At 60.9% G+C, this 26,056-nt stretch carries 33 protein-coding genes and 1 tRNA gene; 17 read left to right on the top strand and 17 right to left on the bottom strand.

Going from position 1 to position 26,056, the window contains the following annotated elements; genetic code table 11:
- The gene (gene tusD, locus HX793_RS19705; RefSeq protein WP_016977549.1) at positions 1-393 is read right to left on the bottom strand and encodes a sulfurtransferase complex subunit TusD; all 393 of its coding nucleotides are present in this window, start codon (positions 391-393) and stop codon (positions 1-3) included.
- Positions 394-550: 157 nt separating this feature from the next.
- Here tusD and HX793_RS19700 point away from each other — a divergent pair, with 157 nt between their 5' ends.
- Positions 551-1,714 carry a CaiB/BaiF CoA transferase family protein gene (locus tag HX793_RS19700; RefSeq protein WP_177096780.1) on the top strand — a complete coding sequence of 388 codons (1,164 nt, stop codon included), beginning with the start codon at positions 551-553 and terminating at the stop codon, positions 1,712-1,714.
- A 3-nt stretch (positions 1,715-1,717) separates the two neighbouring features.
- Here HX793_RS19700 and HX793_RS19695 read toward each other — a convergent pair whose 3' ends face one another.
- Together HX793_RS19695 and HX793_RS19690 are read right to left on the bottom strand one after the other, a co-directional pair.
- On the bottom strand, positions 1,718-2,212 hold the full coding sequence (locus HX793_RS19695; protein WP_010209629.1) for a SprT family zinc-dependent metalloprotease: 495 nt from the start codon (positions 2,210-2,212) through the stop codon (positions 1,718-1,720).
- A gap of 128 nt (positions 2,213-2,340) precedes the next feature.
- The gene (locus HX793_RS19690; protein ID WP_177052079.1) at positions 2,341-2,943 is read right to left on the bottom strand and encodes a Yip1 family protein; all 603 of its coding nucleotides are present in this window, start codon (positions 2,941-2,943) and stop codon (positions 2,341-2,343) included.
- 372 nt (positions 2,944-3,315) lie between these two features.
- On the opposite strand from HX793_RS19690, the gene ttcA reads away from it, so the two are divergent.
- Complete coding sequence (gene ttcA, locus HX793_RS19685) at positions 3,316-4,140, top strand: tRNA 2-thiocytidine(32) synthetase TtcA (protein WP_016977557.1); 825 nt, start codon at positions 3,316-3,318, stop codon at positions 4,138-4,140.
- A 67-nt stretch (positions 4,141-4,207) separates the two neighbouring features.
- On the top strand, positions 4,208-4,879 hold the full coding sequence (locus tag HX793_RS19680) for a DNA-3-methyladenine glycosylase I (protein ID WP_177052081.1): 672 nt from the start codon (positions 4,208-4,210) through the stop codon (positions 4,877-4,879).
- Between the two features lie 93 nt (positions 4,880-4,972).
- On the opposite strand, the gene HX793_RS19675 is transcribed toward HX793_RS19680, so the two are convergent.
- The 3 genes from HX793_RS19675 to arsC are packed head-to-tail and all read right to left on the bottom strand — an operon-like array spanning position 4,973 to position 6,337.
- A complete protein-coding gene (locus HX793_RS19675; RefSeq protein ID WP_177052083.1) occupies positions 4,973-5,389 on the bottom strand; it encodes a DUF2069 domain-containing protein in 417 nt (138 codons plus the stop codon).
- On the bottom strand, positions 5,373-5,987 hold the full coding sequence (gene wrbA, locus HX793_RS19670) for an NAD(P)H:quinone oxidoreductase (protein ID WP_178905532.1): 615 nt from the start codon (positions 5,985-5,987) through the stop codon (positions 5,373-5,375). Before wrbA ends, HX793_RS19675 begins: the two co-directional genes overlap by 17 nt.
- A complete protein-coding gene (arsC, locus tag HX793_RS19665) occupies positions 5,984-6,337 on the bottom strand; it encodes an arsenate reductase (glutaredoxin) (RefSeq protein WP_177052085.1) in 354 nt (117 codons plus the stop codon). The genes wrbA and arsC overlap by 4 nt, the downstream gene beginning before the upstream one ends.
- A 115-nt stretch (positions 6,338-6,452) precedes the next feature.
- On the opposite strand from arsC, the gene HX793_RS19660 reads away from it, so the two are divergent.
- Complete coding sequence (locus HX793_RS19660) at positions 6,453-6,914, top strand: TlpA family protein disulfide reductase (protein WP_095015633.1); 462 nt, start codon at positions 6,453-6,455, stop codon at positions 6,912-6,914.
- Between the two features lie 123 nt (positions 6,915-7,037).
- Here the strand turns inward: HX793_RS19660 and HX793_RS19655 are convergent, their stop codons facing one another.
- The 4 genes from HX793_RS19655 to HX793_RS19640 all read right to left on the bottom strand — a co-directional run bounded on the left by HX793_RS19655 (position 7,038) and on the right by HX793_RS19640 (position 11,841).
- Positions 7,038-7,442: an META domain-containing protein gene (locus HX793_RS19655; RefSeq protein WP_177052087.1), complete on the bottom strand. Its 405-nt coding sequence runs from the start codon at positions 7,440-7,442 to the stop codon at positions 7,038-7,040.
- The gene (locus HX793_RS19650) at positions 7,439-7,879 is read right to left on the bottom strand and encodes a hypothetical protein (protein ID WP_177052089.1); all 441 of its coding nucleotides are present in this window, start codon (positions 7,877-7,879) and stop codon (positions 7,439-7,441) included. The genes HX793_RS19655 and HX793_RS19650 overlap by 4 nt, the downstream gene beginning before the upstream one ends.
- A gap of 71 nt (positions 7,880-7,950) precedes the next feature.
- On the bottom strand, positions 7,951-8,940 hold the full coding sequence (locus HX793_RS19645; protein ID WP_177052091.1) for a 2-hydroxyacid dehydrogenase: 990 nt from the start codon (positions 8,938-8,940) through the stop codon (positions 7,951-7,953).
- Between the two features lie 147 nt (positions 8,941-9,087).
- Complete coding sequence (locus HX793_RS19640) at positions 9,088-11,841, bottom strand: response regulator (RefSeq protein ID WP_016977570.1); 2,754 nt, start codon at positions 11,839-11,841, stop codon at positions 9,088-9,090.
- 206 nt (positions 11,842-12,047) lie between these two features.
- Here HX793_RS19640 and HX793_RS19635 point away from each other — a divergent pair, with 206 nt between their 5' ends.
- Both HX793_RS19635 and HX793_RS19630 read left to right on the top strand, forming a co-directional pair.
- Positions 12,048-12,776, top strand: coding sequence for a response regulator transcription factor (locus HX793_RS19635; RefSeq protein ID WP_177052093.1), 729 nt, complete (start codon positions 12,048-12,050; stop codon positions 12,774-12,776).
- Entirely contained in the window at positions 12,763-14,121 is a 1,359-nt protein-coding gene (locus HX793_RS19630; protein WP_177052095.1) for a sensor histidine kinase, read from the top strand. Before HX793_RS19635 ends, HX793_RS19630 begins: the two co-directional genes overlap by 14 nt.
- Here HX793_RS19630 and HX793_RS19625 read toward each other — a convergent pair.
- Positions 14,118-14,633 carry a DUF2062 domain-containing protein gene (locus tag HX793_RS19625; protein ID WP_012724913.1) on the bottom strand — a complete coding sequence of 172 codons (516 nt, stop codon included), beginning with the start codon at positions 14,631-14,633 and terminating at the stop codon, positions 14,118-14,120. The two genes, HX793_RS19630 and HX793_RS19625, sit on opposite strands and share 4 nt — an antisense overlap.
- A 135-nt stretch (positions 14,634-14,768) precedes the next feature.
- Here HX793_RS19625 and HX793_RS19620 point away from each other — a divergent pair, with 135 nt between their 5' ends.
- From HX793_RS19620 to murB, 8 genes are all read left to right on the top strand, one after another.
- A complete protein-coding gene (locus HX793_RS19620) occupies positions 14,769-16,994 on the top strand; it encodes a DNA internalization-related competence protein ComEC/Rec2 (protein WP_256733895.1) in 2,226 nt (741 codons plus the stop codon).
- Between the two features lie 73 nt (positions 16,995-17,067).
- Positions 17,068-17,703, top strand: coding sequence for a flagellar polar localization protein PocA (gene pocA, locus HX793_RS19615; RefSeq protein WP_016978182.1), 636 nt, complete (start codon positions 17,068-17,070; stop codon positions 17,701-17,703).
- Positions 17,700-18,128 carry a flagellar polar localization protein PocB gene (gene pocB / locus HX793_RS19610; RefSeq protein ID WP_177096785.1) on the top strand — a complete coding sequence of 143 codons (429 nt, stop codon included), beginning with the start codon at positions 17,700-17,702 and terminating at the stop codon, positions 18,126-18,128. Before pocA ends, pocB begins: the two co-directional genes overlap by 4 nt.
- Positions 18,128-19,138, top strand: coding sequence for a tetraacyldisaccharide 4'-kinase (gene lpxK, locus HX793_RS19605; RefSeq protein WP_177052097.1), 1,011 nt, complete (start codon positions 18,128-18,130; stop codon positions 19,136-19,138). The genes pocB and lpxK overlap by 1 nt, the downstream gene beginning before the upstream one ends.
- Positions 19,139-19,162: 24 nt before the next feature.
- On the top strand, positions 19,163-19,348 hold the full coding sequence (locus tag HX793_RS19600) for a Trm112 family protein (protein WP_003174668.1): 186 nt from the start codon (positions 19,163-19,165) through the stop codon (positions 19,346-19,348).
- Positions 19,345-20,109, top strand: a complete 765-nt coding sequence (gene kdsB, locus HX793_RS19595; RefSeq protein WP_177052099.1) for a 3-deoxy-manno-octulosonate cytidylyltransferase — start codon at positions 19,345-19,347, stop codon at positions 20,107-20,109. The genes HX793_RS19600 and kdsB overlap by 4 nt, the downstream gene beginning before the upstream one ends.
- The gene (locus tag HX793_RS19590; protein WP_010209653.1) at positions 20,109-20,573 is read left to right on the top strand and encodes a low molecular weight protein-tyrosine-phosphatase; all 465 of its coding nucleotides are present in this window, start codon (positions 20,109-20,111) and stop codon (positions 20,571-20,573) included. Before kdsB ends, HX793_RS19590 begins: the two co-directional genes overlap by 1 nt.
- Positions 20,570-21,589 (top strand): UDP-N-acetylmuramate dehydrogenase, encoded by a 1,020-nt coding sequence (gene murB, locus HX793_RS19585; protein ID WP_177096787.1) that lies wholly within the window; start codon positions 20,570-20,572, stop codon positions 21,587-21,589. The genes HX793_RS19590 and murB overlap by 4 nt, the downstream gene beginning before the upstream one ends.
- A 66-nt stretch (positions 21,590-21,655) precedes the next feature.
- On the opposite strand, the gene HX793_RS19580 is transcribed toward murB, so the two are convergent.
- Positions 21,656-22,327 carry a Bax inhibitor-1/YccA family protein gene (locus HX793_RS19580; RefSeq protein ID WP_016977342.1) on the bottom strand — a complete coding sequence of 224 codons (672 nt, stop codon included), beginning with the start codon at positions 22,325-22,327 and terminating at the stop codon, positions 21,656-21,658.
- 152 nt (positions 22,328-22,479) lie between these two features.
- Here HX793_RS19580 and HX793_RS19575 point away from each other — a divergent pair.
- Positions 22,480-22,570: transfer RNA gene (locus HX793_RS19575), tRNA-Ser, on the top strand.
- A 117-nt stretch (positions 22,571-22,687) separates the two neighbouring features.
- Here the strand turns inward: HX793_RS19575 and HX793_RS19570 are convergent.
- The 4 genes from HX793_RS19570 to HX793_RS19560 all read right to left on the bottom strand — a co-directional run bounded on the left by HX793_RS19570 (position 22,688) and on the right by HX793_RS19560 (position 24,537).
- Positions 22,688-23,299 carry a site-specific integrase gene (locus HX793_RS19570; RefSeq protein ID WP_256354497.1) on the bottom strand — a complete coding sequence of 204 codons (612 nt, stop codon included), beginning with the start codon at positions 23,297-23,299 and terminating at the stop codon, positions 22,688-22,690.
- 3 nt (positions 23,300-23,302) lie between these two features.
- A complete protein-coding gene (locus HX793_RS32035) occupies positions 23,303-23,437 on the bottom strand; it encodes a hypothetical protein (protein WP_256354498.1) in 135 nt (44 codons plus the stop codon).
- Positions 23,438-23,456: 19 nt separating this feature from the next.
- Positions 23,457-23,786 (bottom strand): hypothetical protein, encoded by a 330-nt coding sequence (locus HX793_RS19565; protein ID WP_177096789.1) that lies wholly within the window; start codon positions 23,784-23,786, stop codon positions 23,457-23,459.
- A gap of 424 nt (positions 23,787-24,210) precedes the next feature.
- The gene (locus HX793_RS19560; protein ID WP_177096791.1) at positions 24,211-24,537 is read right to left on the bottom strand and encodes a DUF4406 domain-containing protein; all 327 of its coding nucleotides are present in this window, start codon (positions 24,535-24,537) and stop codon (positions 24,211-24,213) included.
- A gap of 61 nt (positions 24,538-24,598) precedes the next feature.
- Between HX793_RS19560 and HX793_RS19555 the strand changes: the two genes are divergently transcribed.
- A complete protein-coding gene (locus tag HX793_RS19555) occupies positions 24,599-25,261 on the top strand; it encodes a hypothetical protein (RefSeq protein WP_157742041.1) in 663 nt (220 codons plus the stop codon).
- A gap of 41 nt (positions 25,262-25,302) precedes the next feature.
- On the opposite strand, the gene HX793_RS19550 is transcribed toward HX793_RS19555, so the two are convergent.
- The gene (locus tag HX793_RS19550) at positions 25,303-25,671 is read right to left on the bottom strand and encodes a hypothetical protein (RefSeq protein WP_177096793.1); all 369 of its coding nucleotides are present in this window, start codon (positions 25,669-25,671) and stop codon (positions 25,303-25,305) included.
- A 93-nt stretch (positions 25,672-25,764) separates the two neighbouring features.
- Between HX793_RS19550 and HX793_RS19545 the strand changes: the two genes are divergently transcribed.
- Positions 25,765-25,965, top strand: a complete 201-nt coding sequence (locus HX793_RS19545; protein WP_177096795.1) for a hypothetical protein — start codon at positions 25,765-25,767, stop codon at positions 25,963-25,965.
- Positions 25,966-26,056 lie beyond the last annotated feature (91 nt).

Raw genomic sequence — 26,056 nt, 5'->3', positions numbered from 1 at the left:
TCACGGCCCTCCAAAACAGATCAGGCGGTCGGCATCCTGGATCGCATCATGTAATTGCCCCAGGCCCGACAGCGCCCAGGGCGCATCCAGATTCACCGCTGTGCGCTGATAGCGCGTGGCTTCCTCCTGGTTGAGCACGCCACGGCGTAACGCAGCGGCAATGCACACCACGCCATCAAGCTGGTGCTGGCTGACAAACTCACGCCATTGGCGGGCGATGTCTTGCTCATCCTGGGGTGCAACGATGTTGTTGGACGCGCTGTACACGCCGTCCTGATAGAAAAACAGCCGCACAATCTCATGCCCGCCGGCCAGCGCCGCCTGGGCGAACAGCAGGGCGCGGCGCGAGGAGGGCGCGTGGGCGGCGGAGAACAGGGCAATCGCAAACTTCATGGAACACTCTGCAAGCAAACGTGGGCCAATGATAAAGCCGCCGCCACGAAAAAGCCCGCCGTGATCAAAACGGTCATCTTTGCTGACTGTTTCGGCGATTGCCGTGAGGGGCAAGGCTGCCTAGTCTGTGGGCAGTCGAAACGGAAATGGAGTGCCCATGTCAGGTCCCTTGGCGTCCCTCAAAGTACTGGATTTTTCCACCCTGCTGCCCGGCCCGTTTGCCTCCCTGATGCTGGCGGACATGGGCGCCGAGGTGCTGCGTATCGAGTCGCCCACGCGCCTGGACCTGTTGCGGGTGCTACCGCCCCATGATCAGGGCACATCGGCCAGCCACGCCTACCTCAACCGCAATAAACGCAGCCTGGCGCTGGACCTCAAACAGGCCGACGCGCTGGAGATCGTGCAGGCGCTGGTGAAGGACTACGACATCCTGCTCGAACAATTTCGACCGGGGGTGATGGAGCGTCTGGGTTTGGGTTATGAGGCACTGAAGGCGATCAATCCCCGGCTGATTTATGTGTCGATCACCGGTTATGGCCAGACAGGGCCCTATAAGGACCGCGCCGGGCACGATATCAACTACCTGGCGTTGGCTGGCGTGGCCAGCTACACCGGGCGCCAGGACAGCGGGCCGCTGCCATTGGGCGTGCAAGTGGCGGACGTGGGCGGTGGTTCACTGCATGCGGTGGTGGGATTGCTCGCAGCGGTCATCGCGCGGCAGCAGAGCGGGGTCGGTCAATACCTGGATGTGAGCATGACCGACTGCTCGTTCAGCCTGAACGCCATGGCAGGCGCGGGTTACCTGGCGTGCGGGGTGGAGCCGGAGCGGGAAAGTCATGTGCTCAATGGCGGTAGCTTTTACGATTACTACCGCTCGCGGGATGGGCGCTGGATGTCGGTGGGCAGCCTGGAGCCCGGGTTTATGCAGCAGCTCTGCGCGGCGCTGGGGCGGCCGGAGTTGGCGGCGCTGGGTTTGTCACCCCAGCTCAAGGTGGCGCTGCAAGTTGAATTTGAAAAGCGCAGCTTTGATGAGCTGTGCGCGCTGTTCGCCGGGGTGGATGCGTGCGTGGAGCCAGTGTTGAGCCTGAGTGAGGCGGTGGAACATCCACAGCTCAAGGCGCGGCAACTGGTCAGCCAGGTGCCACGGGGCGATGGGTCGACTCAGGCGCAACTGGCCTGCCCGCTGAAGTTTTCGCAAGGGTTACCGGCACCGAGGCATATTGGCGCCGCGATGGGGGCGAACAGTGATGAAGTCTTGGCGGAACTGGGCCTGAGCCCGCAGCGAATCAGCGAGCTGCGCGCAGCTCGCGTGATTGCCTGACGCCTATTCGACGCGGGTTTCGCCGGTAAACACCAAGGTTTGCCGACAGCGCCTGCACAAATACCGCCGCCCCTGAGCAACCATGCCATGTCGCTGTGACGAAAACGGAAAGTCACTGTCCGCACACGGGCACCGGTAGATATAGCGAGTCACCTGGCGACGCTTCACTTCATAAGTGTGGCAACGATCCGGCGGCAGTTCGTAAACCCCGCGCATGATCAATTGCCATTCCTCGCCGTGGGGTTGGATGCGTTCGCCAAACAATTGGTGGGCAATCAGGTGCGCCACTTCATGGGCCACGGTCTGTTTGAGGAAGTGTTGGCTGTTTTCGCGGTACAACTGTGGGTTGAAACGCAGCAGGTTCTCGTGCAAATGCGCGACACCGGCCTTCTGGCCCCGCAGCTTGAGGCTGACCTGGGGGCGTTTGAAGCTTCGTTTGAAAAAGGATTCGGCTTGTAGGAAACAATCTTCGACGCGGGTATTGAGTTGCTCGGGCATGCTGTACATATCTCCAGAGACGCCCAGTATGCCGCAAAGCTGGGTGTTTCCGAATCTGTCAGGCGCCGAATGGTCATGCATGATGCACAAAGCCACCTTGCGGTGGCTTTGCCTAAGGTTTTAAACGGTCAGTTGGTGTAGATCGGGCCCACGCCCAGCCCCCAGACGATCACGGTAAACGCCATGATTGCCACCAGTACCACCAGGCCCACGGCCAGTACCGAGCTGGAAAACAGGAAGCCTTCATCCGGGTCGATGTTCATGAAGGTCGGCAGCCCCACATAGAGCAAATACACCGTGTAACAGATCGCCGCCGTACCCACGACCATGCCCAGCCACATATGCGGATAAAGCGCGGCCAGCCCGCCGATAAACAGCGGTGTAGCGGTGTAGGTGGCAAAGGCCACGCAGCGTGCCATGCTGGGGTTGGCGTCGTAGGTGCGCGCCATCCAGTGAATGAACGCACCCATCACCGCCACGCCACCGAGCATGGCGGCGTAGGACATGAGGGTCATCCACAAGGCGCTTTCCTGGGTCAGCATTACCGGCGCACGGTTGCCGATGACCCAGCCGACCTGGGTGGTGCCGATAAAGGCGGAAACGGCGGGGATCGCCGCAAGAATCAAGGTGTGAGTGAGGTACATGTGGCCGATGCTTTCTTCTTTATCGCCACGGATTTCCCGCCATTCCTGGTCGGGATGGGTAAACAGCCCCACGACGTGATGGATCATGCCAGTCACTCCTGTCGTTATTACCATCGCCCCCCATCGGAGCGCCCACGGGCCAAATGGCCTCAAAGGTCTGGATAGATGTGCGACCTCTAGTCGCAGTATAGGAAGTGATGACCGGAATAACTGTGGGGCCTTTAGAGCAAATTGCGCTGTAAACATTGGGCTTAATCGCGGTGGGGTCTGTTGGGACTGCCACGGTTGATGTGGGAGCTGGCTTGCCTGCGATAGCGGCGGGTCAGAAACAGATGAGCTGGCTGACCCACTGCTATCGCAGGCAAGCCAGCTCCCACATTGGATCGGCGTCGCCCATTCAAGTATTTTTGCGTAAAATGCTGCGCTTTTCGTCACACACCTCTAGCGGATCCAAGCGCCATGGGCACTCTTACGGTCAACCAGAACAAACTGCAAAAACGCCTGCGTCGCCTGGCCGGTGAAGCGGTCGCCGATTTCAACATGATCGAGGACGGCGACAAGGTCATGGTCTGCCTCTCCGGCGGCAAAGACAGTTACACCATGCTCGACGTGCTGCTGCACCTGCAAAAGGTCGCGCCGATCAAATTCGAGATCGTCGCCGTCAACATGGACCAGAAACAACCGGGCTTCCCTGAGCATGTGCTGCCGGCCTACCTCAAGGAACTGGGCGTTGAGTACCACATCGTCGAGAAAGACACCTACTCGGTGGTCAAGGAGCTGATTCCGGAAGGCAAGACCACCTGCTCGCTGTGCTCGCGCCTGCGCCGTGGCACCCTGTACACCTTCGCGGATGAAATCGGCGCGACCAAGATGGCCCTGGGTCACCACCGCGACGATATCGTTGAGACCTTCTTCCTCAATATGTTCTTCAACGGCTCGCTCAAGGCCATGCCGCCCAAGCTGCGTGCCGATGACGGGCGTAACGTGGTGATCCGCCCGCTGGCATATTGCAACGAGAAGGACATCCAGGCCTACTCCGACTTCAAGCAATTCCCGATCATTCCGTGCAACCTGTGCGGCTCCCAGGAGAACCTGCAGCGCCAGGTGGTCAAGGAAATGCTGGTGGACTGGGAACGCAAGACCCCAGGCCGTACCGAAAGCATCTTCCGCAGCCTGCAGAATGTGCAGCCGTCGCAGTTGGCTGACCGCAACCTGTTCGACTTCACCAGCCTGAAAATCGATGAGACTGCCGCCTCGCGTTTCGTCAATGTGGTGAACCTCTGAGCAGTTTCAACGCTCTGACACACGGCGCTCGCGGGCGCCGTTTTCAATTCAATTCCCAGGAGAGGGCATGCGCGATTACAAGTGGCTGCACGAATATTGTCTGAACCGCTTCGGTTCGGCGGCCGAGTTGGAAGCCCATCTGCCTGTACCCAAGACCCCGGCGCAATTGCGCAAGATCAGCGATGATCGCTACCTGTCGACCGTGGCGCTGCGCGTGTTTCGTGCGGGCTTGAAGCACAGCGTGGTGGATGCCAAGTGGCCAGCGTTCGAAAAGGTGTTTTTCGGCTTCGACCCGGAAAAAGTCGTGCTGATGGGGGCCGAGCACCTGGAGCGGCTGATGCAGGACACCAGCATCATCCGGCATTTGGGCAAGCTCAAGAGCGTGCCGCGCAATGCGCAGATGATCCTCGACATCGAGCAGGAGAAGGGCAGCTTCGGCGCGTTTATCGCCGACTGGCCGGTGACCGATATCGTCGGGCTGTGGAAGTACCTGAGCAAGCACGGCCATCAACTGGGCGGGCTGTCAGCGCCGCGTTTCTTGCGCATGGTCGGCAAGGACACCTTTGTGCCGAGTGATGACGTGGTGGCGGCGTTGAACGCGCAGAAGATCGTCGACAAGGCACCGACCAGCCTGCGCGACCTGGCGACTGTGCAGGGCGCGTTCAACCAGTGGCATGCCGAGAGTGGGCGGCCGATGTGCCAGTTGTCGATGATGTTGGCGTATACGGTCAATCATTGAGACCGAGGCGGCCTTATCGCAGGCAAGCCAGCTCCCACATTTGACCGTGCCGCCGATCAAATGTGGGAGCTGGCTTGCCTGCGATGGCGGTCTTCAGGCCGCCACAGGCTCCGCCAACCGGCGGTTGAGCTGATGCCGCCACCGCACATACAACAACGCCGAACAAAACACCGCCAGACTCGCCAGCATCTCCAGCACCCCGAACCACTGCCGGTTCGGGTCATACGCCGCCAGCGCACCCTTGATGAAATACAGGTTCACCACAAAGCACATCCACGAATGCCCGCGCGCGCTGCCCAGCAGCATACCCGGCGTCAGCACCAGCAGCGGCACCAACTCGATCAGCAGAATCACCCACGGCCGTGCGCCGTGCAGGTCGGCGACGAACAGGTAATACACACAGAGCAAACCCACCAGGCCCAAAAACGCCAGCAGGCTGAGCACGCGTGCCAGCTTGACCCGCGGCTCGAGCCACGCCTGGGGTGGCAGGACCTTAGGCTTTCTGGCCACTGCCGCTCTCCAGCAAGGTAGCGGTAGTCGCCAGGCGCAGGCCAAGGGCGCGGCACAGGGCGATTTCATGTTGATCGAGCATGCGCTTGCCATCGGGGCCGGCGTGATGGCTGGCGCCATACGGTGTTCCACCGCCCTGGGTATCGAGCAGCGCTTGTTCGCTGTAGGGCAGGCCGGTAATCAGCATGCCGTGGTGCAGCAGCGGCAGCAGCATCGACATCAACGTGGTTTCCTGACCGCCGTGCAGGCTGGCGGTGGAGGTGAACACCCCAGCCGGCTTGCCGACGAGGGCGCCGGTGAGCCATAGATTGCTGGTGCCGTCGATGAAATACTTGAGCGGCGCTGCCATGTTGCCGAAACGGGTCGGGCTACCGAGGGCCAGCCCGGAGCAGTGCTTCAGGTCATCCAGGCTGGCATACAGCGCGCCTTTGTCCGGGATGCTCGGCGCCACGGCTTCGCACTCGGTGGAGATCGCCGGCACGGTGCGCAGTCGCGCTTCCATGCCGCCTTGCTCAATGCCCCGGGCGATCTGCCGGGCCATTTCGCTCACCGAGCCATTGCGGCTGTAATACAGCACCAGCACATAGGGCGACGTCACGGCAGGATCTCCAACACGTTTTCCGGCGGACGGCCAATGATGGCTTTGTCGGCAGTTTCCAGGATCGGGCGCTCCATCAGCTTCGGGTGCTCGGCGATGGCGGCAATCAACTGCGCTTCGCTGAGGCTGGCGTCGGCCAGGTTGAGCGCCTTGTATTCATCTTCGCTGGTGCGCAACAGTTGGCGGGCGCTGATGCCCAGCTTGCCGAGCAGCGCCTTTAATTGCGCGGCGTTCAGCGGGGTTTCAAGGTAGCGCACCACGTTGGGGGTGAGGCCGCGGGCTTCCAGCAGTTCCAGCGCACCGCGGGATTTCGAGCAGCGCGGGTTGTGATAAAGCGTCAGATCGGTCATGTGCGGGTCGCATCTTGCGTAAGGTGGCGGGTATTCTACCCGCGCAGCGACCTGTCCTTAAACCGTAAGAGGCGATAGGTCGCAGCCAACGTTCATTTTTGCGAAGGATTACCTCATGACAAGGCGACTGATCGGTGCATTGGCGATCATCACAACCCTGCTGCTCAGCGGCTGCGGTAATGATTACGGCGTTGACCAATATGGCAAGAAGGTGGCTGCCGAACGCTTGGACAAGCAGTGGCTGGTGGTCAACTACTGGGCCGAATGGTGTGGCCCGTGCCGCACGGAAATCCCCGAGCTGAATGCCTTGGCCGAGCAACTGAAGGCGCAGAACGTGGGCGTGTTTGGAGTCAACTTCGACAATGTGCAGGGCGAAGAGCTGAAAGCCGCCAGCGACAAGCTGGGCATCAAGTTCACGGTGCTGGCGCAGAATCCGGAAGAGATTTTCGATATTCCACGCAGCGAAGCCTTGCCGGTGACCTACATCATCGATGACAAGGGCAAGGTGCGTGAGACGTTGATGGGCGAGCAGACGGCGGACGGGGTGTTGGCCAAGCTCAAAGCTCTGAAGGGCTGACACGCTTTTACTGTAGGAGCGAGCTTGCTCGCGAAGAACGTCAACGATAACGCGTTTATTCTGGTCACGCGCGTTGTCCTTTGGTTCTTCGCGAGCAAGCTCGCTCCTACAGTGGAAGGAGGATCAGCCTTCTTCAAGCCATAGGCGGATCGGCTTGCCCTCGGCCGGCCAGAAGCGCGTCTGTTCGATCGGCGAGATGTCCCAGCGCTGCACGCCTTGCAGGGCCTGGAAGAAGCGGTGTTCCTGCTCCATCAAGGCCTCGGCGCAGAGTTTGCGGGTGCTGCCGATCTGACCGAAGCTGAGCTTTTCGCCGTCGACGGTGTAGGGCGCGAACCAGTGGTTGCAGCCGCCGTTACCGTAGGCACGGCCATCGGCGCCGAGGGTAACGGTCAGGTGCGCGTAGTCCATCAGCGGCCGTTCACCAATCCATTCCACCACGTAGCTGTGATCCTGCTTGAGCTTGACCGCGTCCCCGGCGCAACCTGTCAGGGCCACTCCGACGGCGGCGAGCAGAAGCAGGCCTCTCATTGCGCGGCCTGCTGGCATTTCGGGCAGCGGTGCTTGTCGCCCTCGCTGGCCCAGCCTAGTTCGGCAATACGCGCGTTGGCGGCGGGTTGCAGCGGCTCTTTGGTCAGCTTGGTTTCCACCGCGAATTCAAACTCCAACACGGCCTCGCAGCTGTCGCAGTTGACCTTCCAGGTGTGAATCTCCAACTCGCCGAACTTCGGCCCCTGGGCCATGGCGACCCACTGGCCCGCCGGGCGGATGGAGTAGCGCGCGTCACCTTCGACGGTGAGGCGCATCGACAGGGTTTTACTGCCGCGCAGGGAGACGATCAAAACGTCGCCATGCTTGATCGAACCACCGTTGCCGGTGACCTGGTAACGGCCCGGCACCAGGGCGCGGCATTCGATCAGGGTGTGTTGCGGGCTCAGCAAACTGAAGCGGAAATCGTGTTCGGCCATGGATCCTCCAAATAGGCGCGGCATCCTATCACGGGTGCTGGCTCATCATGAGCCTGGTATGTGACCGCTGATCATCCCTCGACGAGGTTCTGCGCCCGCCCATCGGCCCAGGCCGCAATGTTGGCCAGGGTCGTGCCGGCAATCGCTGCCAGGGCTTCGCGGGTAAGAAACGCCTGGTGGGCGGTGATGATCACGTTGGGGAAGGTCAGCAGGCGTGCGAGGACGTCGTCCTGCAGGGGCAGGTCGGAGCGGTCTTCGAAGAACAGTTGGGCTTCTTCTTCATACACATCCAGTCCCAGGTAGCCGAGCTGACCGTCCTTGAGCGCTTCGATCAGCGCCGGGGTGTCGACCAGACCGCCGCGACCGGTGTTGATCAGCATCGCGCCTGGCTGCATCTGCGCCAGGGAACGGGCGTTGATCAAGTGCTTGCTGTCGGCGGTCAGCGGGCAATGCAGGCTGATGATCTGCGCCTGGGCCAGCAGTTCGGGCAGGCTCACGTAGCGCGCGCCCAGGGCCAGCACTTGCGGGTTGGGGAAGGGGTCGTAGGCAACCAACTGGCAACCGAAGCCGGCCATGATCTTGGCGAAGGTGGCACCGATCTGCCCGGTGCCGACCACGCCGACGGTCTTGCCCACCAGGTCGAAACCGGTGAGGCCGTGCAGGCTGAAATCGCCATCGCGGGTGCGGTTATAGGCCCGGTGCAGGCGACGGTTGAGGGCGAGGATCAGCGCGACGGCATGCTCGGCCACCGCATGGGGCGAATACGCCGGCACGCGCACGATGGTCAGGCCCAGGCGCTTGGCGGCGGCCAGGTCCACATGGTTGTAGCCCGCCGAACGCAGCGCGATCAACCGCGTGCCGCCCTTGGCCAGGTGCTCCAGGACCGGGGCGCTGAGGTCGTCGTTGATAAAGGCGCAGACCACTTCGTGATGCTCGGCCAGGGCCACGGTGTCGAGGTTGAGGCGGGCGGGCTGGAACTGCAGTTCCAGGCCGGGCGGCAGGGGTTCGCCGAGAAAACTGTCGCGGTCGTAGGTCTGGCTGCTGAAAAGAATGACGCGCATGGAAAAGCTCCCTGCAATTCAAGAGTTGGGATAAGTCCCCTGTAGGAGCGGGCTTGCCCGCGAAAAACGCCAGGACAGCACGTTTCTACGGGCACCCCGTGTAATCGTTGACGACCTTCGCGGGCAAGCCCGCTCCTACAAGGGCGTTCAGGCGTTGACCCGCGCTTCACTGGCGAGTCGGGCGATGGACATGTCCAGTTCGTCCAGGGCGTGTTGGGCCTTGGCGTCGTCCTGCTTGAGCAGGGTTTCGGCGCGGTGGCACGCAGCCCGCAACTGCGGTACGCCGCAATAGCGGGTGGCGCCATGCAGGCGGTGCACGCGTTCGATCAGGGCGTTGTTGTCGTTGGCGTCACGGGCAAGGGTGATCGCGAGTCGGTCGGCCTCCAGGGAGGCGAGCAACATGGCGAGCATGTCCGCCGCCAGATCAGCCTTGCCGGCGGCCAGGCGCAGGCCCTCTTCATGGTCCAGCACGGGCAGTTGTATGCCGGGGCCGAGGCCGTCCGTTGCGCGTTCCGGGCCTTGATTGCGCAGGGCCAGGCCGGTCCACTTCAACACCACCTGGGCCAGTTGCCGCTCGCTGATGGGTTTGGTCAGGTAATCGTCCATGCCGCTTTGCAGCAAGGCGCGTTTTTCGTTGGCCATGGCGTGGGCAGTGAGGGCGACCACCGGCAATGGCGTGCCGCTGCGCTCGCTTTCCCACTGGCGGATCGCTTCGGTGCTCTGGCGGCCGTCCATGCCGGGCATTTGCACGTCCATCAGCACGAGATCGAACGTGTCCTGTTTCACCGCGTCGATGGCGGCATACCCGCTTTCCACGGCGCGCACCCGTGCGCCCATGTCTTCCAGCAGGGTCTGTACCAGCAGCAAGTTCGCCGGGTTGTCGTCCACGCACAGCACGCGCGGCGCACGGCTGGACAACGGCTCGCCCGGTTCGCTGCGCGATGGGCGCGGGCTGATTAGGTCGGACAGCGCGCGACGCAACTTGCGCGTGCACGCGGGCTTGGCCTGTAACTGGCTGTTGGGGTTGGGCACGGACTGGTTGAACAACATCTGCTCAGTGGTCGGGCACAGCACCAGCACCTTGCAGCCCAGGTGTTCGAGGTCCCACAGGTGCTGGTTGAGGCGCTCGGGCGGGATGTCGTTGGCGGTCACGCCGAGTACCGCAAGGTCGATGGCCTGCTCGGTCTGATGGGCGCTGGTGATGCCGTTGGTCAGGCTTTCCAGGCTATTGAACGGCGTGACGTCCAGGCCGCAGTCTTCCAGTTGATGTTGCAGCGCCTGGCGCGCCAGTTCGTGGTTTTCCAGCACCGCCACGCGATGGCCCAGCAGCGGCGCGCAAGGCAGGTCTTCGACATCGTCACGGGTCTTGGGCAGGTTCAGGCTGATCCAGAATTCCGAGCCTTCGCCTGGCGTGCTGTCTACGCCGATTTCACCGCCCATCTGCTCGATCAGGCGCTTGGAAATCACCAGGCCCAACCCCGTGCCGCCAGGCTGGCGCGACAGCGAGTTGTCGGCCTGGCTGAAGGCCTGGAACAGCGCGCGCACGTCCTGATTGGACAGGCCGATGCCGGTGTCCTGCACGCTGATGCGCAATTGCACGCTGTCTTCCTGCTCGTCCTCGATCATCGCCCGGGCGACAATGGTGCCTTCGCGGGTGAACTTGATCGCGTTGCTGATCAGGTTGGTGAGGATCTGCTTGAGGCGCAGCGGATCACCCACCAGCGCCAGCGGCGTGTCGCGATACACCAGGCTCACCAGTTCCAACTGCTTGGCATGGGCGGCGGGGGCGAGGATGGTCAGGGTGTCTTGCAGCAAGTCGCGCAGGTTGAACGGGATGCTGTCGAGCACCAGCTTGCCGGCTTCGATTTTCGAGAAGTCGAGGATCTCGTTGATGATGCCCAGCAGGTTGTCGGCGGACTTTTCGATGGTGCCCAAGTAGTCGAGCTGGCGTGGGGTCAGCTCGCTTTTTTGCAGCAAGTGGGTAAAGCCGAGAATGCCATTGAGCGGCGTGCGGATTTCATGGCTCATGTTGGCCAGGAACTCCGACTTGATGCGGCTGGCCTCCAGGGCCTCCTTGCGCGCGAGGTCCAGCTCGATGTTCTGGATCTCGATGGTTTCCAGGTTCTGGCGTACGTCTTCGGTGGCCTGGTCGATGCTGTGTTGCAGTTCTTCCTGGGCGTTCTGCAAGGTCTCGGCCATGCGGTTGATGCCCGAGGCGAGCTGGTCCAGTTCCTGGCTGCCCAAGGGAGGCAAGCGGGTTTCCAGGTTGCCGTCCTTGAGTTGGGCCACGGCTTGCTTGATCTGGCCAATGGGCGAGTTGATGGTGCGGCTGATGCGCAGGGCCAGCGCTGCGGTGCAGATCAGGCCGATGGCGATCAGCAACAGGCTGGCGAACAGGCTGCGGTAACCGCGCAGCAGCATGCCGTTATGGGACAGTTCCACCTCGACCCATCCCAGCAGGCGGTCGGCTTCATCCGGGATCAGCTCGCCCGCGAGGTTGCGATGGCGGCCAAACACCGGCAGCAAATAGCGGGTGGCGTCATTGCCGGTGCGCTGCAATAAATGGGAGCTGTTGCCGACCGGTGGCTGGTTGAGCATGGTCGGGCCGGCGTGGGCGAGAGGCGCGCGGTCTGGGCTAAGAAAGGACACGGCACGCACGTCCGGCTGTTCCAGGGACTGAGTGGCGATGCGCTCCAGCAAATCAGTGTTGCGCGCACTGAGCGCGGGCGCGACCAGGGGCGCCAACTGTTCGGCGATCATTTCGCCGCGCTGCAGCAATTGGGTCTGCAGTTCAGAAAGCTGCATCCAGGTGAAATAGCCGCCCAGCAACGAGGCCATCAGGCTGGTCGGTAATAAGGTCAGCAACAGTACGCGGCCTTTTATCCCCATTCTTGTCAGCACGCCACTCTCCTGCTACCACATTGATATCTACGGAATTGCGCGGGCATCCGGCCCGCGTCACCTGCGCAGTGTAGCCATTTGCGCGGCGAGGAATCTTGCAAATTAATGACATACGGCAATCTTGAAGGCATTTGGCGGCCAGTGGCGATTGCCTGCGGCGGGGTTATCTTGAATAATCAGTCATTGAGAATGACTTGCAGATACTAATGAATCCCGTAGCAATTGGCCTGCCCAGTATCCTGACCATCGAAGACGACCCCGTGCTGGGCGCCTATGTCCATGAGCACCTGGGCCGTTGTGGTTTCCACGTCACCTGGTGCCAGAATGGCCAGCAAGGCCTGCAGATGGCGCGCGACCAGATGTTCGACGTGGTGTTGATGGACATCTTGCTGCCGGGGCTGGATGGGCTGTCGATCCTCACTCATCTGCGCCAGAGCCATTCGATCCCGGTGATCCTGATGTCGGCACTGGGGGCCGAGGCCGATCGCATCAGCGGCTTTCGCCTGGGTGCCGATGACTACCTGCCCAAGCCGTTCAGCATGATCGAGTTGCGTGTGCGCATCGAGGCCATCCTGCGTCGGGTGGCACTGGACCGACGTCCGTTGCCGAGCCTGGCGCCCACGCGTGACGATGCCCGTACCCTGCGCTTTGACGATGAACTGTGCGATGTCTGCCACCGGGAACGTTGGGCTGGCCTGACCCGCAGTGAGTATCGCCTGTTGGAAACCCTGCATCGCAACGCTGAAGAGGTCCTCAGCAAACCCTTCCTTTACCAGCATGTGCTGCAACGCGGTTACGCGCCCCATGACCGTAGCCTCGACATGCATATCAGTCAGATCCGCCGCAAGCTCAAGGCCATCGGCTACACCGAACGCGAGGTGCGCACGGTTTGGGGCAAGGGCTATGTATTGAGCGGTGCCGATGACAGCCTTTAAACGGCTGCCGGGCAAGCACTCGTTATTCTGGAAGCTGGCCTGCCTGTTGATCGCCTTCTGTTTGCTGATGATCTGGCTCAGTTGGTCGTGGGGGCGGTACATGGAGCAGAAGAACGCCTACCTGTCCGATGAAGCGCGGATCACCTTGAGTGGCTACGCGGTGCGAGCGGAGCAGGCCTGGAACCGAGACGGCAATGCGGGCGTCGATGCGTGGCTGCAGGAGATGGGCAAGCGCGAAACCACCTGGATAGGTGTGATCGGCAATGACTTGCAATCGCTGAGCAGCTACCCGCTGACCGACAAGGAAAGCCAGCGCCTGACCTTTTTGCGTGGTCTGGACTGGCCGGTGAGCCGGCATACCAAAGGCCTGCCGTGGCTGAAAATCGCGTTTCCGGTCGACCCCAACGCAGGTTCGCTGGTGATTGAATTGCCGCAGCGCTTCATGCCAGGGCGTTATCAACTGTTCTGGCGGGTAGTGACCAATGGCGTGATCCCCGGCCTGTTTACTTTGTTGCTGTGTGTCGGCCTGTATCGGCTGCTGATCATGCCCCTCAATCAATTGCGTGAGCAGGCCAATGCCTGGCGGGCCGACCAGTTGAATACGCGGCTGTCCCACGACGCCACCAGTCGTCAGGATGAGTTGGGTGAGTTGGGCCGCGCGTTCGACCACATGTCCGAGCGCTTGCAGGGCACCGTGGTGTTGCAGCAGCAATTGCTGCGGGACATGTCCCATGAACTGCGCACACCGCTGAGCCGCCTGCGCGTGGCGTGTGACAGTGAGCAGGACCTGACGCAACTGCGCGAGCGGCTTGGCCGTGAGGTCGATGCGATGCAACGCCTGGTGGAAGACAGTCTGCAACTGGCCTGGTTGGACACCGAGCGGGCGCCGTTGCCCCAGGAAGATATCCAGCTTCAGGCGCTGTGGGACATGTTGCGCGAAAACGCATGCTTCGAAAGCGATTGGCCCGCATCACGCCTGCCGTGCCTGCTCGGCCCGGAGTGCTGGGTGCGGGGCAACCTGAATGCGTTGGCCCAGGCCCTGGAAAACATCCTGCGCAATGCTATTCGCCACTCACCCGTGGGCGGTGTGGTCAGCCTGGATGGGCGTCGCGAAGGTGACTATTGGCATGTGTGGCTGGAGGACCAGGGCGGCGGGATCGATGACGGAGACCTGGAACGAATCTTCGCGCCCTTCACCCGCTTGGACGGATCACGCCCCGGCGATGGTGGCTTCGGTCTGGGCTTGAGCATCGCGCGTAATGCCGTGCAACGCCAGGACGGCAGCCTGTGGGCGGAAAACACCGGAAAAGGACTGCGAGTGCACCTGCGCCTGCGGGCTCGCTAGGCGCGACGCTGTTTGCGTTTTTTCCATTGATGGGCCACCCACCAGCGCCAGTAGCCCATGGTCAGGCAATACGCGAGCGCACCCAACACCAGCCCCAGCACCACTGAGCCCAGCAGGAACGGCTGCCATAACGTGCTCAATTGGCCGCTGATCCATTCCCACGTCAGGTCATCCGGCAGGCTGCGCGGCGGCACATTCATCAGCCAGGCACCGGTCATGTAGGTGCAGATAAACACCACAGGCATGGTGATCGGGTTGGTCAGCCACACCAGGCTGACCGCGATGGGCATGTTGCCGCGCACGGTGATCGCCAGGACAGCGGCGAGCAGCATCTGCAACGGAATCGGAATAAAAGCCGCGAACAAACCCACGGCCATTGCGCGTGCGACCGAGTGGCGGTTCAGGTGCCAGAGGTTCGGGTCATGCAGCAAGGTGCCGAGAAACTGTAATGACTTGTGTTCCCTGATACTGCTGGGGTCAGGCATGTATCGTTTGAATAAGCGCCGGGGCATAAGGGGTCCAGGTCAGTTCGAGGGGCAAGTATGCCCGCATTCTATAAACAGAAAATTCAGACTTTGTGACAAAACATCATAGGCCGTGCTGGGCATCCGGCTAAGACTGAGTGGATCACTTGAAAAGGATGATCCATGAGGACAGGGATGTTCGCGTTTGCGCTGGGGTTGCTGGCCTTGCGCTTTTTACCGGCATTGCCGACGACCGGTTGGCTGATCGCCTTGCTGGTACTGGCCTTGATGCTGTTGCCGTTTCGCACGTATCCCTTGGCGTTTTTCCTGTTGGGGCTGAGTTGGGCGTGCATGAGCGCGCAGTGGGCGCTGGATGATCGCCTCAAGCCGGTGTTGGATGGCCAGACGCGCTGGGTGGAAGGGCGGGTTACCGGTTTGCCTCAGCAAACGGGCGATGGCGTGCGCTTCGTGCTGACCGACAGTCGGTCGCGTAATGCCCGGCTGCCCACGCGCATCCGGGTGTCCTGGCGTGGCGGGCCGCCCGTGCGCAGCGGTGAACGCTGGCGCCTGGCAGTCGCCCTCAAGCGGCCCGCCGGGTTGTTGAACTTCCACGGCTTTGATCAGGAGGCCTGGCTGCTCGCCCAGCGAATTGGCGCCACCGGCACGGTAAAGGACGGAGAGCGCCTGGCCCCGGCTGCCAACGCCTGGCGCGACGGTGTGCGTCAGCGCTTGCTTGCGGTGGACGCCCAAGGCCGGGAGGCGGGCCTGATTGCCTTGGTGCTGGGCGATGGCTCTGGATTGACCGCTGCTGATTGGCAGGTGCTTCAAGACACCGGGACTGTGCATTTGCTGGTCATCTCCGGCCAGCACATCGGCCTGCTCGCTGGCTTGATCTACGGCTTGATCGCCGGCCTGGCCCGTTATGGGGTTTGGCCTCGAACCTGGCCCTGGCTGCCCTGGGCCTGTGGGTTGGCGTTTGCCACGGCGCTGGGTTATGGCTTGCTGGCCGGGTTTGGTGTGCCGGTGCAGCGCGCCTGTGTGATGGTTGGCTTGGTGCTGGTGTGGCGATTGCGCTTCCGTCACCTGGGGCTGTGGTGGCCTTTGTTGCTGGCGCTCAATGGGGTGTTGGTGTTGGAGCCGCTGGCCAGTTTGCAGCCGGGGTTCTGGCTGTCATTTGCGGCGGTGGCGGTGCTGATCCTGGCGTTTGGTGGCCGTCTGGGGCCGTGGAGCCTGTGGCAGGCATGGACCCGACCGCAGTGGTTGATTGCCATCGGGTTGTTTCCGGTCTTGTTGGTGTTGGGCTTGCCCATCAGTCTGAGTGCGCCGTTCGCTAACCTGGTGGCGGTGCCATGGATCAGCCTGGTGGTGTTGCCGCTGGCCTTGCTGGGTACTGCATTGCTGGCGTTGCCGTTTGTGGGGGAAGGTCTGCTGTGGCTGGCGGGCGGGGCACTGGGTGCCTTGTTCAACGGCTTGGCGTGGCTTGCCGGGCAGATGCCGGCCTGGATTCCGGCCGATGTACCGCTGGGGTATTGGCTGGTGAGTCTGCTCGGGGCTGTGCTGCTCCTGCTTCCCACAGGTGTGCCGTTTCGTGTGCTGGGATGGCCGATGCTGTTGCTGGCGGTGTTCCCCCCGCGCACGCTGGTGCCCGACGGGCAGGTGGAGGTGACGCAGCTTGACGTCGGCCAGGGGCAGTCGCTGATTTTGCGCACCCGTCATCACACGTTGCTCTACGACGCTGGCCCGCGCTCCGGAAGCTTTGACCTGGGCGCGCGCGTGGTACTGCCATCTCTGCGAAAACTCGGGGTAGGGGAGTTGGATATGCTGCTGCTCAGCCACGCCGACGCGGATCACGCCGGTGGCGCAGTGGCGATTGCCAAAGGCATGCCGATCAAGCGCGTGGTGGGCGGAGAAACCGAAGGTCTGCCCTTGTCGCTAGGTACCCAGCCTTGCATCAGTGGCGAGCGCTGGACCTTGGACGGTGTGACCTTCGAATTCTGGCAGTGGTCCGACGCTATCAGTGGCAACGCAAAGTCCTGCGTCTTGCAGGTGCAGGCCAATGGCGAGCGCCTGCTACTGACCGGTGATATTGACCGCGCCGCCGAGCAGGCTATGCTCGCGTCCCCCCTGGCGGTGCCCACCGATTGGCTGCAAGCGCCGCACCATGGTAGTCGCAGCTCATCGTCCTGGCCCTTTGTGGAGCGGCTTGCTCCACGGTCCGTGCTGATCTCGCGGGGGCGCAACAATGCGTTCGGCCATCCCCATCCGCAGGTGATGGCGCGTTACCAGCGATTGGGCAGTCAGGTGTATGACAGTGCCGAGCAAGGCGCCGTGCGTCTGCAACTGGGGGCGTTCACGCCGCCGGAGGTTGCGCGCAGTCAACGCCGCTTCTGGCGCGAGCGGTTACCTTAGGCGCGGCCGATGGGGTCTGTGGTCGACGCACCTATATGGTAAAGTGGCGCACTTTTTCGAGGGGACATTCACTGTGTGGGAATTGGTCAAATCCGGCGGCTGGATGATGTTGCCGATCATCATGAGCTCTATCGCCGCACTCGGCATCGTCGCCGAACGCCTGTGGACCCTGCGCGCCAGCCGTGTGACCCCCGAGCATTTGCTGGGGCAGGTCTGGAGCTGGATCAAGAACAAGCAGCTCGACAAGGAAAAGCTCAAGGAGCTGCGCGCCAACTCCCCGCTGGGTGAAATCCTCGCCGCCGGCCTGGCCAACTCCAAACATGGTCGCGAGATCATGAAAGAGTGCATTGAGGAAGCCGCCGCCCGCGTCATCCATGAGCTTGAACGTTACATCAACGCCCTCGGCACCATCGCCGCCATGGCGCCGTTACTCGGCTTGCTCGGCACGGTGCTGGGCATGATCGATATCTTCAGCTCGTTCATGGGTTCCGGCATGACCACCAACGCAGCCGTACTGGCCGGTGGTATCTCTAAGGCGCTGATCACCACGGCCGCAGGCCTGATGGTGGGTATTCCGTCGGTGTTCTTTCACCGTTTCCTGCAACGCCGCATCGATGAACTGGTGGTGGGCATGGAGCAGGAAGCCATCAAGCTGGTGGAAGTGGTGCAGGGCGATCGTGACGTGGACCTGGTTGGGGGCAAAGCGTGAAGTTTCGCCGCAAGCAACGGGAAAACGTTGATATCAACCTCGCGTCGCTGATCGACGTGGTGTTTATCCTGCTGCTGTTTTTTGTTGTCACCACGACTTTCATCCGGCAGACCGAACTGCGCGTCGACCTGCCGGAAGCCGTGAGCGGTTCGCCAGCCGAAGACCAGCAAGTCAAGCAACTGGACATCGCCATCAGCGCCGACGGGGTGTTTTCGGTGAATAACCAGTTGCTCGAGAAAAACGACCTGGCCAGCCTGATGGACGCCTTGCAGAAAGAGTCCGGCGGCGACACTAAGCTGCCGCTGTCCATCAGTGCCGATGGCAAGACCCAACACCAGGCTGTGATCACCGCAATGGACGCCGCTGGCAAGCTCGGTTTCAGCCATTTGCGCATGACCACCGTCGAGGCGGCGGGCCAACCCTGATGGCCCTGTCCGATCGTTTGCTCAAGGCCTGGTACGAGGGCCATCCGGCACTTGCGCTGCTGCGTCCGCTGGAGTCCTTGTATCGCCGGGTGGTGCAGGGCAAGCGTGCACGCTTTCTGGCCGGTGAGGGCGAGATCTATCAATCGCCAGTGCCGGTGGTGGTGGTCGGTAATATCACCGTGGGTGGCACCGGCAAGACGCCGTTGATCCTGTGGCTGATTGAACACTGCCGATGCAGCGGCCTGCGCGTGGGTGTGGTCAGCCGAGGTTATGGCGCTAAGCCGCCGCAGCTGCCCTGGCGGGTCGAAGCCAGCCATAGCGCCGACGTGGCGGGTGATGAGCCCTTGTTGATCGTGCAGCGCTGCGGCGTGCCGCTGATGATCGACCCCGATCGCAGCCGTGCGGTCCAGGCGCTGCTCGCCAGCGAAACCCTGGACCTGATCCTCTCCGACGACGGTCTGCAGCACTACCGCCTGGCCCGTGACCTTGAACTGGTGCTGATCGATGCTGCCCGCGGCCTGGGTAACCGCCGTTGCCTGCCGGCGGGACCGTTGCGTGAGCCGGTTGAGCGTTTGCACAGCGTCGATGCGCTGTTGTACAACGGCGCCGCCAGTGATCGAGACGATGGCTTTGCCTTTCGCCTGCAACCCACCGCGCTGGTCAACCTGCTGACCGGCGAGCGGCAGCCGGTGGATCATTTTCCAGCAGGCCAGCAGGTGCATGCGGTCGCTGGCATCGGCAACCCGCAACGTTTCTTCAATACCCTTGAAACGCTACACTGGCAGCCGATACCCCATGGGTTTGCCGACCACGCGACTTACAGCGCCGAAGTCCTGAATTTTACGCCGTCATTGCCGCTGGTCATGACCGAAAAGGACGCGGTGAAGTGCCGCGCCTTTGCCCAGCCCGACTGGTGGTACCTTGCGGTGGATGCACTGCCGTCGCCGGCGTTCGTCGCATGGTTTGACACGCAGCTGATGCGTCTGCTGCCTGCCCGCCTTTTGCCTTAAACCGCTGCTTTCCAGGAAACACTCATGGACACCAAATTGCTCGACATCCTCGCTTGCCCGATCTGCAAAGGCCCGCTCAAGCTCAGCGCCGACAAAACCGAGCTGATCAGCAAAGGCGCCGGCCTGGCTTACCCGATCCGTGATGGCATCCCGGTGATGCTGGAAAGCGAAGCTCGCACCCTGACCACCGATGAGCGCCTGGATAAATGACCACCGCCTTTACCGTTGTCATTCCTTCCCGCTACGCCTCGACTCGCCTGCCGGGCAAGCCGCTGCAACTGATCGGCAGCAAGCCGATGATCCAGTTGGTGTGGGAGCAGGCCTGCAAGAGCAGCGCCGAGCGCGTGGTGGTGGCCACCGACGACCCGCGCATCATTGAGGCCTGCAAGGGCTTTGGCGCCGAGGCGGTGCTGACCCGCGAAGACCACAACTCTGGTACCGATCGCCTGGCCGAAGTCGCCACCCAGCTTGGCCTGGCGCCAGACGCCATCGTGGTCAACGTGCAGGGCGACGAACCCCTGATCCCACCGAGCGTGATCGACCAGGTGGCCGCCAACCTGGCCGCCCATGGCGAAGCACGCATGGCGACCCTGGCCGAGCCGATCGAAGACATCGAAACCCTGTTCAATCCGAACGTGGTGAAAGTGGTCAGTGACATCAATGGCCTGGCGCTGACGTTCAGTCGTTCGACCTTGCCTTGGGCGCGCGACGCCTTCGCCAAGCAGCCTGACGTGTTGCCGAAAGGCGTGCCTTACCGTCGCCATATTGGCATTTACGCCTACCGCGCCGGTTTCCTGCATGACTTCGTCAGTTGGGGCCCGTGCTGGCTGGAAAATACCGAATCCCTGGAGCAACTGCGCGCCCTGTGGCACGGCGTGCGCATCCATGTGGGCGATGCGCTGGAAGCGCCGCCCGCCGGTGTCGACACCCCGGAAGACCTTGAGCGCGTCCGTCGCCTGCTGGGGGCCTGATGGAGGTTCTGTTTGTCTGCCTGGGCAACATCTGCCGCTCGCCCACCGCAGAAGGCGTGCTGCGCCATAAATTGCGCGAAGCGGGGCTGGCGGGGCAGGTCGAGGTCGCGTCCGCTGGCACGGGCGAATGGCATGTCGGCAACCCGCCGGACCAGCGCAGCCAGCGCGCGGCGTTGGTGCGCGGTTACGATCTGTCGGCACAGCGTGCCCAGCAGGTTTCTCGCGCCGACTTTGCGCGCTATGACCTGATCCTGGCCATGGATCACAGCAACCTGCGCAACCTCAAGGCCCTGCAGCCGGGCCAGGGCAAGGCGGAGTTGGACCTGTTCCTGCGCCGTTACGACGCCGAAGTGGACGAAGTGCCAGACCCGTATTACGAAGGCGAACAAGGCTTTGAACGGGTCCTGGACCTGATTGAACGTGCCTGTGATTTATTGGTGATCGAATTGAAGGGGCGGTTATGACCTTGCAAGTGCTTGCGCAGGTGTCGCTCAAGCCATTCAACAGCTTTGGCATTGACGTGCGCGCCCAGCTGTTCGCCGAGGCCCGTAGCGACGATGATGTCCGTGAGGCCTTGGCCTATTCGGCCGCCCACGCGGTGCCGCTGCTGGTGATCGGCGGCGGTAGCAACTTGCTGTTGACCCAGGACATTCCGGCGCTGGTGCTGCGCATGGCCAGCCAGGGCATCCGTGTGTTGCACGACGACGGCACGCAGGTGGTGGTCGAGGCCGAAGCCGGCGAGGCCTGGCATCCGTTCGTGCTATGGACCCTGGAACAAGGTTTCTGCGGCCTGGAAAACCTCAGCCTCATCCCCGGCACCGTTGGCGCCGCGCCCATGCAGAACATCGGCGCCTACGGTGTCGAGATCAAGGATGTATTTGCCGGCCTGACCGCCCTGGATCGTCACACCGGCGAGTTGCGCGATTTCAGCCTGGAAGAATGCAACTTTGCCTACCGCGACAGTCTGTTCAAACACGAGACCGCGCGCTGGCTGATCTTGCGGGTGCGTTTTGCCCTGAGCCGTGCCAGCCACCTGAAACTCGACTACGGCCCGGTGCAGCAGCGCCTGGCGGGGCAGGGCATTACAAAGGCAACACCGAGTGACGTCAGCCGTGCGATCTGCAGCATCCGCCAGGAAAAACTGCCCGACCCGGCAGAGTTGGGCAATGCGGGCAGCTTCTTCAAGAACCCGCTGGTGTCCCAAGTGCTGGCGGCTGAGTTGCAAGCGCTGTATCCGGACCTGGTGGCGTACCCACAGGCCGATGGGCAGATGAAGCTTGCGGCTGGCTGGCTGATCGACAAGGCCGGCTGGAAGGGCTTCCGTGACGGCGATGCCGGCGTGCACACGTTGCAGGCACTGGTGCTGGTCAACTACGGCGATGCCACCGGAAACGATATTGCGAACTTGGCCCAGCGTATCCAGCGCGACATTGCTGAGCGTTTCAAGGTTGATCTGGAAATGGAGCCCAACCAGTATTAAGTCCCTTGAAACAAAAATGCCCCGCATCTTTCGATGCGGGGCATTTTTTAGGGTGCTGACAATCAGTCAGTCGTCGCGGCTCATGATGCCAAAGATCTGCAACAGGCTGATGAACAGGTTGTAGATCGACACATACAGGCTGATGGTTGCCATGATGTAGTTGCGCTCACCGCCGTGGATAATCGCGCTGGTCTGGAACAGGATGCACACCGAGGAGAACAGCACGAAACCTGCGCTGATCGCCAGTTGCAGGCCGCTGATCTGGAAGAACATGCTCGCAACCACGGCCGCCAGCAACACGAAGAAACCAGCGGTGATGAAACCGCCCAGGAAGCTCATGTCCTTGCGGGTGATCAGCACGTAGGCCGACAGACCACCAAACACCAGCGCCGTCATGGCAAACGCCGAGCTGACCACTTCCGCACCGCCAGCCATGCCGAGGTAACGGTTGAGGATCGGGCCGAGGATAAAGCCCATGAAACCGGTCAAGGCAAACGCCGATACCAGGCCCCAGGCCGAGTCACGCAGCTTGTTGGTCAGGAAGAACAGGCCATAGAAGCCGATCAGCACGACAAAGATATTCGGGTAGCCGACGCGCATCTGCTGAGCCACGAACGCCATCACGCCGCTGAATGCGAGGGTAAGGGCGAGCAAGCCATAGGTGTTGCGCAACACACGGCTGACTTCAAGCTGCTCAGCCTGCGCGTTACCATTCACTGCGTAATTCTGTTCGCGCATGGCGACACTCCTTCGGTTTTGAAACGTTCAGTCGCAAAGATCATAACAGACGCTCTGTAACAAGCGATGGCAAGAGTTTGACAGTGTGTTTCATTCGGGTATTATGGCGCCCGCTGAGACGGGATGGGCTACTATAATCCTGTGATGCACAAGGGAAATTGGCAGAGTGGTTGAATGCACCGGTCTTGAAAACCGGCGGACGTTAATAGCGTCTCCAGGGTTCGAATCCCTGGTTTCCCGCCAAGATTCAAACAAAAGCCCCGCACTAGCGGGGCTTTTGTGTTTCTGGGGCTTGATGCTCCTACCAGCTTAGAGCCTGATAGTTTCCGCATCATTTCAGGCAGTTTCCGCAACTCGATGTCAGCGGGTTGGTTTTACTATCTCCCCGACACGCCTGTAAACCGTCTCAGTGATGCGCTTGTCCGTATGCCTCAACAGGCGGCTGGCATCTCCTAGGTCCAGGATTTCACTAGCGGCTTTTGGGCGGATGTCACGGAACTGGAACTGACGAATGCTTGCTGCCAGAACCCCGTCACCCGCCTCTCTGGCGATAACAATTACCTTATCCCGCGCATCGTCAAAGCGTAGCCTCAGCATGTGCTTGGTCACTTGCCTCCCATCCTCAGTGACGATCAGATAAGGGTTTCGAACTCCACAGGTGCGTCTCTGTGCGATCAAGCGCTCAACCAGTGCGCCTAAATCATTCATCGCGCCGGCGGCCGTCAGGCGGATTCGCAGCTTCTTGGACGTATTGCCCTGGGACACCTGCAGAAATTCATTAACCGCGTCGGCCTCCCGCATTGAAAGCGTGTCAGCCGGGCGCTGGGCAGTCAGGTATGCCAGATCCATTGCATCGCGCAGCTCTGAGGCTGCCACCGCGTATACGGCGCTCCAGATTTCCTCGCTGGCGTAGAAGTCGCGCGGCGCCTCTTTGTTCTTGCGAACGCCGGCGGTGGGGTTGGCCTCAGTCAATCCTCACTCGCGTGCGATGTTGTAGATGTGTGACAGCAGGGAGATCTCCCGGTTGGCTCGAACCTTGGCGGTGCGGCTGTCGCGGTACTGCGCAATAATCTGCGGAGTTACCGCATCGATAGGAGCATCACTGAACACATTGCGTATCCGCTCCGACTCATGGGGTAACATCCCGGCGCGCCCACCAGCAGACCGGACCGTCGTCGGTGTCGTGAATGGTCAGGCAGAACCAGCCTTCGCCATTAGGCCGGTCCGGCTCCCAGTGACTGCAATCCGGGTCGCCGGCTTCGAAATAGCGCTCAGAGACCGCTTCGTCGCTGTGGTATTCGAGGCTAACCATCTGCACCTCCAACGACTGCTCGGCAACCCAGGCTTTCACCTTGTCACCGTCGCCCTCGTCGAAGTCGGGCATATCGGGGTGGGCGAACATGCCGTATTCGTCGCGTACGACCGGAGTTGGCTGGATCAATTTGATTTCTTCAGGCATGACTTCGTCCTTGCCGCTATAGCGGCTCAGTTGGTTCGATTGGCGGGTTCACTGTTAAAATGTTTTCGGGCTCGATTCTCTGAGTGAGTAGGGCCAGTTAATTTGAATATTTGGATTGGTGCGTTAGCGTGATAAAAGAAAATAGCAGTGCATTTAAGGCATCTATGGTTGCCGTATCGACTTTAATGATGGCTTTTTTGACAGGGTACGCAGTCGGATTTATTGCAAGGAGCACAACCTGGAGAACTCATGACACCATTGGTCGAGCCATTACCGTGTTCGTGCTAGCTGGCATTGGCTTGTCCTTGGCTGGCCTAGTAGGGAAGCTAGTTCGATTCTCAAAAACTCAAGTAGTCGCTATTTTTGCACTTACAGCTTGGGCTATCGCTTTTTGTTTGTACGGGTTCTTTGTTGCCACTGGGAATTAGACGGCAGGGTCGCATTCAATTTGCTTGTGCCGCAGGTCATGGGCCTTCACAACCGTCATGCCGAGGCGTTCGGCGATCAGGACTTCCAGGCGGGCACCCTTTGAATGCTCCCAGCCGGGCAACGTGGCCACCGTGTCGCAGTCCATCAGGGCGGCAATGTCGCGGCGCATGCAATCGGTCCAGGTGCCGCCTTCAGGATTGATCTCGGCGGGGTTGGTGACGGTGTGGCCGCCGGCGCGCAGGCTGGCGGTCATGCTGTGAAAGGTCGGGAAGTTCAGCCCTGGCAAGCCGCTCATGGGCCCGCTGAGATAAATTCGTTTCACGGGGAGTCCTCGCATCTGAACTATGCGTCACGCATAATTTATTTTTTGGGGGAGGCTAGTTATGGAAAAGCGCTGGGTTCGGTGGCTTGTCTGTTTGATGCTGTTCATGTGTGGTGGAATTTTTTTTAAACTCGTGCCAGCTGTTAGCTTCAGCTTCGTATTGAACTGGGATGCATTTTCTGCTGTAGGAACAATCGCCGCCGTGGCTTTATCGCTCTACCTGGCTACTGATGCGGATCGAAAGTTACTGGCAGAGAAAAAAGTAAGGTCTTCTCTGGTTGCGGCAAGGCTATGGCCCATAGCGGAGGCGTTGAACGGCGACCTGGCGGCATTAAGCGGATGGGTTTATTTCGATAATTTAAATTCGCCGGAACCTATAACAGACATACGTGAAAGAGTTTCACGTTTGCGTATATACCTAGATCGTTTGACCATGCAGGACATCGAAAGGATAGTTCCGATTGACATAAGTATTGCTAGCTACCTATCTAGGGCTATAGGTGAGGTAGAGGGCGTCATAGCATCTGTGGAAAGGGAAGGGCAAGAGTGGAACGCTATTTCAAAGGGAAGCAAAGAGTTTTACCGGAAGCACTGGGGCGACTCGATAATCTCTGCTCGAGACTTTCTTCTTATGGCACTTCCAAGTCTTGAGTATGCAGCCAAGAAAGCAGCACCATTCCCGGATTTTGCAATGAAAAACGCCCACATGGATGAGTACGAATAATAGGGCTTGAGTATTCACCAGTTTTTCCGACGCCACTGTATCTAAAGTGGCTGGTCTCCAGTGTCGATCTTACGAAGCTCCAGCACTTCAATGCTGTTCGTTCCGTCGGTGATCACCCAGCAAGGCAGCTCAAGGTTGCGGAAGGTGCCGTGATAGTTCCGGTAGGCACCGAGCGCGGCTTTGCGGAAACAATCAGCCGCAACCTTTCCGATAGGTACTGGCTGCCCCCCCCCTAGCAGACTGAGCTCGAACACAACAGCGTTTTGAATGCGTTTTGCCGCTGCTCGGATGGTGTTGGGTGCCAGCTTGAATTCCTTGGCGACCTCAACGACGTGCTTGTAGACCAGGGCGTCGTGTATTCGCTGATCGCGCTCGCCGTTGCGCAGGCCTGCGTAGATGACTGCTTGCATGGGTTATCTCCAAGCGTGCGCCTGCCTCGCTGGCTGGCGTGATTCATTTAGGTGGGTGATATGCTTTGCTGCTTATCAACCAAGGAGGTAGTGATGACTGGTAAAAAGCTTGAAGCTTTCCGCGAGTGGTTCACTCCGCGTAAGCGGTTATGGGCAGGGGCCGCCTTTCTAATCAGCGGGATATTTGGGCCGCTGTTCTATCCAAGTTTCAATGGTTATTGGGGTTGCTTGATTGCTCCGGGGATCATATTTCTCTGCAGTACATGGAGTCCTGACGCTCAAGATAAGCGTTGAGATCCTAGCCGGTTGGCGTGATTCGTTGGTGTGGTCTATCTGTACTGACAGGGCTTTTTGAATCTGACTGTCAGAGGATGACTATGAATTT

The organism is Pseudomonas reactans, from assembly GCF_013387025.1.
In the GTDB taxonomy this organism is placed as follows: Bacteria; Pseudomonadota; Gammaproteobacteria; order Pseudomonadales; family Pseudomonadaceae; genus Aquipseudomonas; species Aquipseudomonas reactans.
The sequence above is the reverse complement of the archived record's forward strand: the minus strand, read 5'-3'. Positions and strand labels throughout refer to the sequence as shown.